Here is a 13,200-nt window from a genome sequence, read left to right as displayed (position 1 = left end):
GAGGTTTTCCAGTATTATCAAACCAATAATAATCTATTAAATATAGTTATTTGGAAATCCTTTTTTAATCAGATTCAGACACAAACATTAAAAATTTACGCACCCCCAAGGTTGTAAAATGAGTTCCCCGACGAAGGGTGGTTCACAACCTTACGGCTGGCAAATCGCATCAAGCCGGGATTCGTTTTGTGACTTTGGGAGAAAATTAGGCAATCTTAGTCTGCCTGTCCGTAACACAGTGTTGTGCTGCCACGGACGGCAGCACAAGTCTTAATGTGCCCGGATGGCACATTTAAGACGTACACGTCACTCCGCCACAACCTATACCAGGCAGCCTTAGATTGACTTATTTTCGGACAACGGAAACAAAACAGTCCCGGCTTGATGCAATTTGCCACTCACAAAACTCCGCTCCCCCTTCGCCGGGGAACTCATAGCCCAACAAACCAAAATTTGGTGTGAAGTCCATGAAACGAAAAAAAGAGAAAGCGGCAAGCCTTTCACAACTTACCGCTTTCTCTTATTTTACAACCTGCTGCACGCTGGCTTTTTCCACCAGCCTTCCCTCAACAATGGTAATTCCCTGTTTATAACGTTCCCCGCTGACTTTCTTTAACAGCACATGTATTGCTTTATTTGCCATTTCACGGATATCCACCTCATAAGTTGTGATCTCGACATCACACAGTCCCGGAAAAAGATAGTTATCAAATCCAACCACTGAAAAATCTTCCGGAACGCGATACCCCTGCTCTTCTAACTGGTTAATGACCATGCTCGCCGTAAGATCGGAGTTGCATACAAATGCTGTCGGCATATTCTCCATCTGATCCGGATGGATATCAACACCTACCACACCGCATTTCATATCACGATCCGGTATGATCCACTCTTTCGGTACATCAATTCCATGTTCTAACATGGATTTCCGGTAGCCAAAATAACGGTCTGTGATACTTGCCGTAAACAGCAGTGTTCCAACATATGCAATTCTCTCATGCCCATGTTCCAACAGATAATTTGTCAGCATATACGTACCGTAATAACTGTTTGAGATCACGGCATCACTCATCTGATGTTCATCATAGAAATCAAGATATACAATCGGAATCCGTGTGCTCTGCTGCAACGTTCCAAGGTATGCGGTATTCAGTCTTCCTATAAGGATCAGACCATCCACCTTATTTTCCAAAACAATCTTAGGCAGTTTCGCCTCCGCTTCATCTTCGAGTGACACCACCTCAAGCATGGTAAAACATTCTTTCTGCACAGCCCTTGTTGCCACGCTCTGATACATTTTCCAGTAAAAGGATGCATACTCTCCTAAGTATTTTTCCGATACCAGCACTCCGATATTATAACTTTTTACTGACTTTTCTTTTTTTACGGCAGATGGCTGCTTGTATCCAAGTTCATCTGCCAATTGTTTGATTTTTTCCCGCATAGCCTCGCTGACACCTTTTTGTCCGGAAAGTGCTTTTGAGACCGTGACCGTACTGACACCAAGCTGCTCTGCAATGTCTGCCAGCTTTACTGCTTTTGCCATAACCGTCCCCTTCTTACTACTTTTTACTTTTTACTTTTTTGATTTAATCTTATTTCTTTTCCACAAAATGTAACAGTTTTGACTGGAAATCACCCCATGGATTCTGGATCAGAATACCTGCATACATTAATGTATCTCCCGCATATACAGTATCTTCGCCTTCCAGACAGTAATTCTTCTGCGGATCGAGTCCTTTTAATGTGATTCTTCTGCTCTTATAATTCGGACGGTTGATCACCTGCACAAATGTAACCAGTGCTTCTGATTTATCTTTTGAAACCACCTCGTAACAGTCAAAATAATGATTTTCCTGATAGGAGGCGATCCTGTAATAATCGCCGCTTCTTACCAGATCATTGTATTTATGATACATGGCAACCTGTTTCGGGATCATCTGTCTGTCTTCTTCCGGAATCTTTGTGACATCCAGCTCATAACCGAAAGTTCCTGCAAGCGCTACATGACCTCTTGTCTCAAACGGTGTAACACGTCCCACCGTATGATTCGGACAGCCTGAAACGTGCGCTCCCATCGTCGATAACGGATAGATCATCGCCGTACTTTCCTGAATCTTTAAGCGTTCTACTGCATCCGTATCATCCGAGCACCAGATCTGTGGACTGTAATAAAGCATACCCGGATCAAAACGTGCACCACCGCCGGAACAGTTTTCCAGTAAAAGATGTGGGAACTCTGTTACCAGACGCTCCTGCATCTCATACACTGCCAGCACATAACGGTGATAAAGTTCACCCTGACGGTCTGCAGGAAGTCCATAGCTTCCGATGTCAGAAAGCTGACGGTTCATATCCCATTTGACATACTCAATATTTGCACTGCGTAAGATCGACGCCACGCTCTCATATGCATAATCGCGCACTTCTTTTCTGGTAAGATCAAGTACATACTGATTTCTGCAGAGAGAGCCCTCTCTTCCCGGGATCTGGATTGCCCAGTCCGGATGTGCCTCGTAAAGTTTTGAATCCGGTGAGATCATTTCCGGCTCAAACCAGATACCGAATTTTAATCCAAGTTTATTTACCTCATCTACCAGATGTTTTAAACCACCGTTTAATTTCTCTTCGTTGACATACCAGTCACCCAGACTTGATGAATCATCATTGCGGTGTCCAAACCAGCCATCATCCATAACCAGCATTTCAATGCCAAGTTCCGATGCTTTTTTTGCAATGGAAAGTAATTTTTCCGTATTGAAATCAAAATAGGTCGCTTCCCAGTTATTGATCAGAATCGGACGTTTCTTATCCTTATATTCACTGCGGATCAGATGATTACGGTAAAGTTCATGGAACTGGTGTGTCATGCCGTCATATCCGGTATCGCTGTATACAAGCACGACCTCCGGTGTCTGGAAACTCTCACCTTTTTCTAACTTCCAACAGAAGTTCTCCGGATGGATTCCCATACTAACACGGACGGTATCAAACTGTCCTAGCTCGACCTGTCCGATAAAGTTACCGGAATACACAAAATGCATACCATAAACTTCACCCTGTGACTGGTCTGCATTGCCTGCCGCAAGTGCCATAAACGGATGTTCCTGATGGGAAGACTCACCTCTTACTGATTCCACTCCCATAAAGCCTTTTTTCACCTTGCGGTGTTCTAACATACGCTCCCTTGCCCAGGAACCATGCATGGTAAGCAGTGTAAAATCACGGTTATCCATATCCATGGAGAAAGACAGTGCCTTCGTCAGATATAACATTTCGCCGTCATTTTCGATCCGCACGCTTCTTGTGATGACATCCACATCAGAAAATGCCGTGTAAAGCAAAGTTACCTTTAACCCAAGTACCGGATCCTCGCATAGAAGTTCTAATGTCTCACAGGAATCTTCATCGCCGAACGTTGCAGGAAGTCCGGCAAGTCCCGGTTTTCCTGCATAAATTTTATGTGACACATAAAACAGTGATACTGCTGTATGACCTCCCTCTGTTCTCACAGAAATACTGCTTCTTCTGTAATCTCCGAGTCCGTTTCCTGCATATTCCATCGGAAACGTATCATAGAATGATACTCTCTCTCTGTTATTTTCAGAAGGCACAAACGGTCCCTCTCCCGTGCGGAGCAGATATGCAATGTTTGCATCTCTTAATTTCTTACCATAATATACATGACCGACAAAATTTTCTTTGTCCACGATCCCGATCACATAACTGGAGCCTGGCGTATCCAGTTTGAAAATACGTTCTTTCTCAAAGTATGTAATTGCCACGCTTCTGTTCCTCCTGTTATTTCAGCAAATCTTCTTTTAGTCCGGCAAGTTTCTTTTCTGCATCCTCTAAAGAACTTCCCTTGACACCAAAGTAATATTTGATCTTCGGCTCTGTTCCGGACGGACGCATACAGCACCATGCATTATCGGAAAGTTCATAATAAAGTACGTTTGACTCCGGCAGACCAGTCTTTGTCACCTCTCCGGTTACAGTATCTTTTCTTGTATCCTCTTTATAGTCACGGACTGCAAGCACATCAAAACCACCAAGTCTTTTCGGAGGATTCTTTCTGGAATTGCTCATCAGTTCCTGAATCTGCGCTGCTCCATCGATTCCTTTTAATGTCTTTGTCTCAAGTCCTTCTCTGTAGTAACCGTATTTTTCATACATTGCAAGCATTTCATCCCACAGTGTCATGTTGTTCTTTTTGCACCAGGATGCTACTTCACATAACATCATGACTGCAACGCAGGCATCTTTATCCCTTGCATAAGTACCGGCAAGACATCCGTAGCTTTCCTCTAAGCCAAACACATAATTATAGGTATTCTGCTGCTCGAAGAATTTGATCTGCTCTCCGATATATTTGAATCCTGTTAAAACTTCGATCAGTTTTACACCGTAAGATTTTGCGATTGCTTTTGCCATATCGGTGGTAACGATCGTCTCAACCAGTGCAGGATTTTTTGGCATAGTTCCCATTGCTGTTTTTTCTCTTAAAATATATTCTGCGATCAGCATACCTGACATATTTCCTGTAAATGTCACATATTCGCCGCTCTTTGTATCTTTACAGTAAACACCGAGACGGTCTGCATCCGGATCTGTTGCAAGAACGATATCAGCATCCACTTCTTTTGCAAGTTTTAATGCAAGTTCAAACGCTTTCGGTGACTCCGGGTTCGGGTATGCAACAGTCGGGAAGTTGCCATCCGGTTTTTCCTGCTCCGGCACTACATATACATGCTCAAAACCAAGTTCTTTTAATACACGGCGTACCGGAAGATTTCCTGTTCCATGAAGTGGTGTATATACGATCTTGATATCTTTTGCCATCTCTTTGATGATCTCCGGGTGAATGGACTGTTTTTTCAGTTCTTCCATGTAACGGTCATCAATCTCTTTACCAATCACATTGTAAAGTCCTGCTACAACTGCATCTTCTTTTGCCATAGTCTTTACCTGGTCAAAGGAAGTTACTTTTGCAACTTCTGCTAAAATATTTTTGTCATGAGGCGGTGTGATCTGTGCGCCGTCCTCCCAGTATACTTTGTATCCGTTGTATTCTCTCGGATTATGGCTTGCTGTGATGACGATACCGGAAATGCATCCTAACTCACGCACTGCAAAAGATAACTCCGGTGTCGGGCGAAGGCTGTCAAATACATATGCCTTGATGCCGTTTGCATTTAAGCAAAGCGCTGTTTCCTCTGTAAATTCTGTGGACATGATTCTTGAATCATGTGCGATCGCAACACCTTTCTCCTGTCCGTTCTGGGAGATGATATAATTTGCAAGTCCCTGTGTTGCCTGACGCACGGTATAAATATTCATACGGTTGGTTCCGGCTCCGATCACACCCCTTAAACCGCCTGTTCCAAATTCTAACTGTCTGTAAAAACGATCCTCGATCTCTGCCTGATCCCCCTCGATCTTCTTTAACTCAGCTTTTGTATCTTCATCAAAATACGGATCTGTGCACCACTGTCTGTAAGTATCCATGTAATTGCTCATTCTTCTTCTCCTTTACTTCTCTATAATTCATTTTTTATTGTTTTTTAAATTATAACCTTTTTTTAAGTTGTTGTAAACTAATTTTAATCTTTTTACTGTTTTTATATTTTCATTTACCCAAAAAAGAATCATAATATTTTTTTACAACTTTTTCTGCAGGTTTCGCATAGATCTCATAGTCCATGCGCGACTTTGCACTCCGCTCCTGATAAAGTTTTGCATCCCATGACCAGAGTGCCATTCCCTGCACCCAGTCTCTCTTACTGCAGGCTTTAAACATATCTTCATACCACTCAGCCTGACCATCCGGGTCAGCATCACCTTTCACGCCCCAGTCATTCGGTACTTCCATGGAACCCTTTACTGACATACATCCTGTCTCTGCGAAGAAAAACGGTTTTTCAAATCTTTTTACCACTGCTTCAATACGGTCTAACTGATTTTCCCAGTCACCATAAGGATAATAACCGCTTGATGATATCACATCCACAGCATCCCACCATTTCACACGGTGCTCCTGATACTTATCCGTATTATAAGAAAGAAGTCCGTGATAAACCTGCCTGATATCCGAAAGCAGTCTGCGCCATTCCGTTTCACGATGCTCACTCATCACCATCTCACAGCCGGCAATAAACATTTCACAGCCATACTGCTCTGCGATCTTTGCATAATGAAGCTGAAATGCCGTATAAGATGTAAACCAGTTCCCCCATTTTGGTTCGCATGGAACATCTTCATCAAAAAAATTAATGTGTGCACGCCATGTTCCATTTTTGCAGTTTACTGTCGGTTTTAATGCCACACGAAGTCCAATCTCTTTCGCATACCCGATCATATCGATCAGCTCATCATCTTCCATCGTTGCTTTTGATGTGTAACATATCTCCTCAGACTGCGGTGTCTCCTGCAATCCTCCCGGCACAAATATCACAAAATCTGCTCCGGTTCTTTCCTTCATCATAGCAAGACTTTCCTTTGCCCCTGACTTTTTAAATGCCCCTGCACAGGCAAACGGTGCAAATGTCACTCCACAGATATATTCCATTTATTTTCTCCTTGCTTTTTCATTTCATCTAAAAATATAACATTCATTTTATACTGATCCTGTCATTAATATAGCATTCGCCCTGTATACCTGCTATAATTTTTCATGTCAAAAATTGTATAAATCTATTTTTATGACCAAAGATCAGTGTGAAAAATACATTTTTCACACTCAAAAATGGAGTTTAGTATGAAATCATTATTTGAATATACCGACAAATTAAATAAACCCTACGAATGTTTCTTTCTGGATGTGAAAAAAGAATGGCTGCCGGTACAGCCGCACTGGCATTATTTTATGGAGATTCTTTACGTAACAAGGGGCACCGCCCTGATGTATCAGAATGAACAAAGTCATATTGTTACGGAAGGCGATCTGATCGTCTTTCTCCCTTCCGTTGTTCATTCCGTCCATGCAGTGTCCGATGCCCCTCTGCAATATTATGTTTTAAAATTTGATTTAGGCCAGCTTGATTCCTCCACTTCTTTTACCGGTGGAAACTGGAATTTTTCTGCACTGTTTGGCAATGCTATAAACAATGAGCATGCCGATATTTATTTCCCGGAAGAAATGCTTCGCTCTCTTCCCATACAGTCTTTATTTGATGACTGCGTCCGTGAAATGCAGAATATGCAGTACGGATATCAGATGATCCTGCAGTCAAAAATCAGGGAACTTTTAACCTGGCTTCTCCGAATCTGGCGCGATGACGGTTTTGACACGGACTGTTCTTTTACACCTCTGGCAAAAGAAAATACGATCTATACCATCACGGAATATATTGACCGCCATGCCTGCGAAAATATCCGCGTGGAAGATATCGCTGCACTCTGTCACATGAGTTATTCCCATTTTGCCAAAAATTTCCGCGAAATTTACGGACAGTCCTGTAAAAAATATATCGAATTTATCCGTCTCTGCAAGGTTGAGGATATGCTCCTTTTTACAAACTTCGACTTAAATTATATCAGCCAGGAAACCGGTTATGCTGACTGCAGCCATCTGATCCGTTCATTTAAGGAAAAATATGGAATTTCCCCGCACCAGTACCGCAGACAGCACTCCATATCCGGGCAGGATCACTGATTTGTCATAATTTCCCATGTACTGGCATCACCCAGCAGCGGCATAAGAAACATCATCACAGTGATCATCAATGCAGCGATCACAAGTCCGATGATCGAGGTGACAAGTGCCGCTGTTGCCGTACCATTCTGCTGTGGTTTTATTTTTTTCGAGCAGATTGCACCAAGCAGACCGACTAATCCAAATCCTGCTCCGTATCCGACGAATCCGGTCACGATACCGAAAATGCCAAGGATCAGTGATACCGTTGCAATATTTTCTCCCTCACGCTCCGACGGGATAATGATCTCTCCTTCCCTCATTTCCACGATCTCATCTAACTTGCTTTTTCGCAGTAATACAATACACGGAATTAAAAACAGAGGAACGGTCACTACAAGATTTAATATGGAAAGATTGCCGATCATATCTGTCATATCACCATTTCCAAAAATACCGCTTGCCATTAATCCTCCGAAATCCACAAGTGCATGAATGATAATACAGATCCATAAATTACCGCTGCGCAGATAAATTGCCGCAAACAAAACACCAAGCAATGTTGCCTGCAGTGCCTGGATCAGTGCACTTGATAACGGCACGCCGGAAAGTACATTCGGGATATGCGCTGCACCAAAGATCATACTGGATAAAATAATGGCAGCAAGCACTCCACGTCTGGTGTTTGAAAAACAATCTGCGAAAAGATTTAACACGATCCCACGCATGATCACTTCCTCGTTCATGCCCACGAAAAACATTGTCAATATGTAAATGATGATCCCTCCTGCAGAACACACGCCGTCCGTACCGGAAACACTCTGTAAAAATAACTGTGCAACTGTCACATACACACAGTATCCAACCATAAATCCACCGATATAAAATCCTCTTAAAAATCCCACACCGGTCTTTTTTAACGACTGCTGATACCCCATAAGAAACAACACGCCGATCGCATAGACAGCCACACCGAGTTCAGCAATAAACTGTAATGTATAACTGTCCGTGATGGAAGTCAGATGTGTTGCTGCCACTCCGACCAGATTCATCAGCACTAAAAAAAGTGCCGTGATCACAATACCGATAATGATGACTACTGCCTTCGGCAGCCCTAAGATTTTGTTTTTCATACCAATCTCCTTTTTCTTTTTGTTTTATATTCACACTGCCTTTTGCAATGATCCTTTCATGTACTACTTTTCCCTGATATTTCCTGCTGTATCTACCGATGCATTATCAGAGATACTCTCCATATAAGTAAACAGGCTTTGTGCTGCATTATCATCCATCTGTTTTGTCTGTCCGTCTGACGCATAAACCGGGATCAGGGCATAAGAAACTGCTCCATCTGCTGTCACTGTAACTTTTACTGCTGCAGATCTGTCAATGTTCTGTCCAAAAATAAAATTCCCCAGACTGTAAAAAACAGGTTTTCCATCCATAAACTGTATTCCTTCCAGACAGTGTGTATGCGCTCCAACGATCAGATCTGCCCCTGCATCCATGCACTGTTTTGCCAGTTCACGCTGCACCGTATTCGGCTGTTCGCTGTACTCAGTTCCCCAATGTGGAAATACCGTCACAAAATCGCAGGTCTGTTTTGCCTCTTTTATCACTTCGATGAGCGCCGCCACATCATAACAGGTAAACATTCCCGGAGTGCCATTCTCGATTTTCCAGTCGACAGACGGAACTACACGTGATACGGCAATAAATCCATATCTTTTTCCATTCACTTCCACAACCTGCACCTCTTTTGCGCGCGCTGTGGAATCTCCTGCCCCGCCATATAAAATTCCGGCTCCATCTAATGCCTGAAACGTATCGGACAATGCCTCTCTTCCATAATCCAAAGTATGGTTGTTTGCGAGTGAAACGATATCCACACCCATCTCATTTAATGCCTTTACATAAGAAGGACTGCACCGGAAGGTAAACTGCTTATCCGCCATCGGTTCCCCACGGTCACTAAACGGGAACTCATTGTTTACCATTAAAATATCCGCTTCATTTAACTGCTCTAACAGTTCCGGTGAAACAACCTTCTCGATTCCACCTGCATCATAGGCTGCTTTAAATGCATTTGCAAACAGGACATCACCGGTAAGGATGATCGTTGTATTGCCTGAGTCTTTCGGATTATCTGCGTTTGCTGCTGTTTCTGTATCATCTGATGTGCGCTCCGTGCTATCCGCTGCGTCTGCAGTATCCTTTATGTTTTCCGTTTCGCCCGATGTATCGTCATTATCTGCTCCATCTGGTGCTGTTCCATTTTCATCCGTTTTATCTGCCGTGTCAGATTGCTTCTCTTCTGTTACTGCCGTCCCCGATGTTATAACAGGCTGTGTCTGACCACCAGTTAAAATTGCTGCGGCGATCACGCCCGCTACAGTCAGTATGGAAAGCACATAAAGTACGATTCTTATTGTTTTATTCATAGATCCTCCCATTTTTGCATTGTTTTCGTTTTTCTTTGGTTCAGGAAACATTACAAAAATGACGCCGATGTACAACGATTGTACGCCGACGCCATTTTTATCATAATGATTTGTTCTCTGATTGTCAACTGACGGAAAATCTCAGTCTACTCAAAATCAACTTCAATGCTTCCCATACCACAGTCAAGTTCCATGTTTTTCTTTGCACCTTCATTTTGGACTTCTTTATCACCACTGATATTTGTATAAGTCTCCCCATCCACTTCAATCGAACCAAGTCCACAGGAAAGTTTGTAATTGTACTCTTTTTCCTCACCATTTAAATCAAGTGTCATATTTCCCATTCCACAGTCTGCTTTGAGATTCCCTTCAACACTTCCATCCATGGAAAAGTTCCCGACTCCGCAGTCGATCGACGCATCACCATTCACTACACCATCTTCGATCTCAACATTACCGACACCGACAGATACATCCATTTTTCCATTTACCTGAAATCTTTTTGCTTCAAAGTTTCCGGCTCCGACTTTTAAGGTCAGATCATTACAGCTTCCGTCAAAATCTTTCCAATTCATATCTGCGGCACCAATATCAAAATTCAGTTCATCAAAAGAACTTCCTTTTGGCAGATACAGTATGATCTGTGGGGATTTCTTATAATAATGTTTTTTCGCATCATATTTAATCTTTAATGTATTTCCATCCGTTTTACAGGAATAATATTTTTCTTTGCCGCGTTTTAATACAACACGCAGCTTTGCACTGTCATCCGATTCCCTGACTGTAATTTCTGCAGCATCAATATCCATATTGATATTCTGAATGGAAGAAGCATCATAACTCTGGTCTGCCTCCCCTGATGGAACCTCTGTCGAGAAATCTGCATCACCGATATCTGACACAAGATCCACAATATCTTTATCATCTGCATCCAGATCATCATCGTCATCATAATCATCGTCATCATCGTCGTCATCATAATCATCGTTATCATCATAATCATCGTCGTCATCATAATCGCTGCCGCTATAATAGAGTCCAACCGGGCCAATATGCCAGTTTCCATATCTGAGTTCCCCGTTTTTTGCCATACGCCATACAGATGCTCCCATTGCAGTGCTTACACCACAGAAGATCAGTCCCACTCCTAACAATACCGCTGCAACGATCAATGTAACCTTTGTAAATTTTTTCATGCTGCCACCCCACTTTTTTTCTTTTCAAACGGTTTCTTACACAAACAGATGATTCCTTTGACTGCCCATGGAAGAAATACGCCAAATACCCATACAACTAAAAGTACTGCTAAAATACCAAGTCCTAAAACCAGAAATCCTGCTCCGGTCAGTCCAAGTCCAACAGCCACTCCTCCTGTAAATAAAGTACTGAATCCAAAACCGATCAGAAGAAAACCTGCAAATACAAGTGATGCCATAACCGCCACCACTGCAACTGCAATGCCAAATAATGTTGCTACTACTGCAAGAAGAAGTGAGGCTATGACTAAAAGCAATGTCAGCCAGAGTGGTGATGTGATAACTACCAATACGATCGCTGCTGCGCTCCATCCACTTTTCTTCTTTTCTGAAGTCTCCTCATTTTTTACAAACATGTCATCATTCTGATTCCAGTCCGGATTATGGTCTGGCGTGACATCACAGGTTTCACTCTCTTTTTCGATTCCCAGATTCTTTTTAATGCTCTGTGCCACCTTTTCCGGTGATTCAAGCTCCGCTATGACAGATTCTTCGTTTTCTTCCCCGGCATCTTCAAAATAGCTGCGGTAAAATGCCAGTGCATCTGCCTTTTCTTCTTCTGATATTCCATCCAGAAGCTGTTCTAACTGTTTTAAAAATTCTTCTCTTTTCATACCCTCTAAAGCTCCTCTCCTGAAAACAGTGCTGATATTTTCATGGAATAATCTTCCCATTCTCTCCGGTATTCGACCAGCTTATCCAGTCCAGGCTCCGTGATCTTATAATAACGCCTGTTCCTGCCGCCACACTCTCTGTCATACACTTCAAGGCATCCATCCTTCTGCAGTCTTCTTAGCACCGGATATAAGGTGGATTCTGATACATCAATGGCCTTGCGCACATCCTGCGTGATCTTGTAGCCATAGGTGCCTTCTTCTTCTTTCGACACAACAGCTAACACGATTGCGTCTAAGAGAGCAGCTCCTGTATTAAATACCATGCGCTCATCTCCTTTTCTTTATAATATTCTATTTCTTTTAATATTATTTATCTATCAATACTATATTCCATATAATATTATTTGTCAACATTTATTTTACCAAAAATAATATATTAACACACCAAAATGCTGGTTTGTTGAGGTATGCGTCGCCCACTCAAATGGTGTGTCGTAGGTTTGTGAATGGCTTCTTGCGCAAAGCCGGAGTTAATTTTGGTTCCGTTGTACGAAAATAAGAAAAGTCTAGGTATGCCTGAATTAGATTTTCTTGGAGAGACGTGAAGGGCAACAACGAGTCATCCATGACTCGATGCTGCCTTTTTCTGCCATCCGTGGCAGAACATCACTGTGTGTAGACAGGCATACCAAGATTTTCTAATTTTCTCCCAAAGTCACAAAATTAGCTCCGGCTTTGCGCAAGATGCCAGCCTTCAGGTTGTGAACACCATTTGGGTGGGCGGTTCATCTCAAAACTGGGGGCGCGGGTGTGAATTTTTGATATTCGCACGAATGAGAATATGCTTAAAATCCTAATGTGCTGTATCACTGATATTCAGCCTGATGACTCCCCAGAATTTCCATCTGCTACATTGTATTACATGAATTATTTCGTAAATTGCCAGATTAATAACGCAGAATATTTTTTCAAATGTGTATGGCAATAAACATAGGCATAATGGGATATATTGAGGTTTTCCAGTATTATCAAACCAATAATAATCTATTAAACATAGTTATTTGGAAATATTTTTTAATCTGATTCAGACACAAAACACTAAAAATTTACGCACCCCCAAGGATGTAAAATGAGTTCCCCGGCGAAGGGTGGTTCACAACTTAGTGGCTGGCAAATTGCATCAAGCCGGGACTAGTTTTGTGACTTTGGGAGAAAATTAGTCAATCTTAGACTGCCTGTCCGTAACACAGTGT

Annotated in this window: 10 protein-coding genes; 1 reads left to right on the top strand and 9 read right to left on the bottom strand. The window is 42.3% G+C overall.

Going from position 1 to position 13,200, the window contains the following annotated elements; all coding sequences use genetic code 11:
• Positions 1 to 520: 520 nt before the first annotated feature.
• From DW650_RS15995 to DW650_RS15980, 4 genes are all read right to left on the bottom strand, one after another.
• On the bottom strand, positions 521 to 1,546 hold the full coding sequence (locus DW650_RS15995) for a LacI family DNA-binding transcriptional regulator (protein WP_118210505.1): 1,026 nt from the start codon (positions 1,544 to 1,546) through the stop codon (positions 521 to 523).
• Between the two features lie 49 nt (positions 1,547 to 1,595).
• Positions 1,596 to 3,785 (bottom strand): alpha-galactosidase, encoded by a 2,190-nt coding sequence (locus DW650_RS15990; RefSeq protein WP_118210504.1) that lies wholly within the window; start codon positions 3,783 to 3,785, stop codon positions 1,596 to 1,598.
• Between the two features lie 16 nt (positions 3,786 to 3,801).
• Positions 3,802 to 5,520, bottom strand: coding sequence for a phospho-sugar mutase (locus DW650_RS15985; RefSeq protein WP_118210503.1), 1,719 nt, complete (start codon positions 5,518 to 5,520; stop codon positions 3,802 to 3,804).
• Positions 5,521 to 5,629: 109 nt separating this feature from the next.
• Positions 5,630 to 6,568, bottom strand: coding sequence for a glycoside hydrolase family 113 (locus DW650_RS15980; RefSeq protein ID WP_117922600.1), 939 nt, complete (start codon positions 6,566 to 6,568; stop codon positions 5,630 to 5,632).
• A gap of 189 nt (positions 6,569 to 6,757) precedes the next feature.
• On the opposite strand from DW650_RS15980, the gene DW650_RS15975 reads away from it, so the two are divergent.
• Positions 6,758 to 7,654, top strand: coding sequence for an AraC family transcriptional regulator (locus DW650_RS15975; protein WP_243102996.1), 897 nt, complete (start codon positions 6,758 to 6,760; stop codon positions 7,652 to 7,654).
• On the opposite strand, the gene DW650_RS15970 is transcribed toward DW650_RS15975, so the two are convergent.
• From DW650_RS15970 to DW650_RS15950, 5 genes are all read right to left on the bottom strand, one after another.
• Positions 7,648 to 8,766 (bottom strand): CPBP family intramembrane glutamic endopeptidase, encoded by a 1,119-nt coding sequence (locus DW650_RS15970; RefSeq protein ID WP_118210501.1) that lies wholly within the window; start codon positions 8,764 to 8,766, stop codon positions 7,648 to 7,650. The genes DW650_RS15975 and DW650_RS15970 overlap by 7 nt on opposite strands.
• Positions 8,767 to 8,829: 63 nt before the next feature.
• Positions 8,830 to 10,074, bottom strand: a complete 1,245-nt coding sequence (locus DW650_RS15965) for a CapA family protein (protein ID WP_117922603.1) — start codon at positions 10,072 to 10,074, stop codon at positions 8,830 to 8,832.
• A gap of 146 nt (positions 10,075 to 10,220) precedes the next feature.
• Positions 10,221 to 11,270: a DUF4097 family beta strand repeat-containing protein gene (locus DW650_RS15960; RefSeq protein ID WP_118210500.1), complete on the bottom strand. Its 1,050-nt coding sequence runs from the start codon at positions 11,268 to 11,270 to the stop codon at positions 10,221 to 10,223.
• Positions 11,267 to 11,944, bottom strand: a complete 678-nt coding sequence (locus DW650_RS15955; RefSeq protein ID WP_117922605.1) for a DUF1700 domain-containing protein — start codon at positions 11,942 to 11,944, stop codon at positions 11,267 to 11,269. The genes DW650_RS15960 and DW650_RS15955 overlap by 4 nt, the downstream gene beginning before the upstream one ends.
• Positions 11,945 to 11,949: 5 nt before the next feature.
• A complete protein-coding gene (locus DW650_RS15950; protein ID WP_117922606.1) occupies positions 11,950 to 12,270 on the bottom strand; it encodes a PadR family transcriptional regulator in 321 nt (106 codons plus the stop codon).
• Positions 12,271 to 13,200 lie beyond the last annotated feature (930 nt).

It is taken from the genome of Roseburia sp. AM23-20 (genome assembly GCF_003470905.1).
Classification (GTDB): domain Bacteria; phylum Bacillota; class Clostridia; order Lachnospirales; family Lachnospiraceae; genus Roseburia; species Roseburia rectibacter.
This window is presented reverse-complemented; position numbering and strand designations above follow the sequence as displayed.

What these genes read in the sequence shown, in the direction of transcription:
- DW650_RS15965 (WP_117922603.1), bottom strand. Translation starts at nt 10,074, where the DNA reads ATGAATAAAACAATAAGAATCGTACTTTATGTGCTTTCCATACTGACT.
- DW650_RS15960 (WP_118210500.1), bottom strand. Translation starts at nt 11,270, where the DNA reads ATGAAAAAATTTACAAAGGTTACATTGATCGTTGCAGCGGTATTGTTA.
- DW650_RS15950 (WP_117922606.1), bottom strand. Translation starts at nt 12,270, where the DNA reads ATGGTATTTAATACAGGAGCTGCTCTCTTAGACGCAATCGTGTTAGCT.
- DW650_RS15955 (WP_117922605.1), bottom strand. Translation starts at nt 11,944, where the DNA reads ATGAAAAGAGAAGAATTTTTAAAACAGTTAGAACAGCTTCTGGATGGA.
- DW650_RS15985 (WP_118210503.1), bottom strand. Translation starts at nt 5,520, where the DNA reads ATGAGCAATTACATGGATACTTACAGACAGTGGTGCACAGATCCGTAT.
- DW650_RS15970 (WP_118210501.1), bottom strand. Translation starts at nt 8,766, where the DNA reads ATGAAAAACAAAATCTTAGGGCTGCCGAAGGCAGTAGTCATCATTATC.
- DW650_RS15995 (WP_118210505.1), bottom strand. Translation starts at nt 1,546, where the DNA reads ATGGCAAAAGCAGTAAAGCTGGCAGACATTGCAGAGCAGCTTGGTGTC.
- DW650_RS15980 (WP_117922600.1), bottom strand. Translation starts at nt 6,568, where the DNA reads ATGGAATATATCTGTGGAGTGACATTTGCACCGTTTGCCTGTGCAGGG.
- DW650_RS15975 (WP_243102996.1), top strand. Translation starts at nt 6,758, where the DNA reads ATGAAATCATTATTTGAATATACCGACAAATTAAATAAACCCTACGAA.